The 240-nt window shown below is 34.6% G+C and carries 1 protein-coding gene; it reads left to right on the forward strand.

Features of this window, described 5'->3' with window-relative positions:
* Window positions 1-215: hypothetical protein (locus M901_RS09995; protein WP_034721695.1), on the forward strand; the 215-nt coding region annotated here is incomplete at its 5' end.
* Window positions 216-240 lie beyond the last annotated feature (25 nt).

A 240-nucleotide genomic window follows, 5' to 3' on the forward strand; every position in this document is an offset into this window, starting at 1 on the left:
TCTGTGGCTCAATTGTAGAAAAAGATTTTAGTAATATTTCTCAGTGTGAAGATACTATAAAAAGCGAAAGTGTAAGAAACACGGAAAGATCATTTGAACATGCTGAAGGCAAGAATGGAACAAGTGTGGCGTCAAATACAAGTCAAGACAATGCTGATAAAGCTTGTGAAGATTGTTCTTCCAATTCATCTAGTTCTCAAGGAGAAGAGCGATGAAAATAACAAACCTATTCAAAAAAAG

It is taken from the genome of Bacteriovorax sp. DB6_IX (assembly GCF_000447775.1).
GTDB lineage: Bacteria > Bdellovibrionota > Bacteriovoracia > Bacteriovoracales > Bacteriovoracaceae > Halobacteriovorax_A.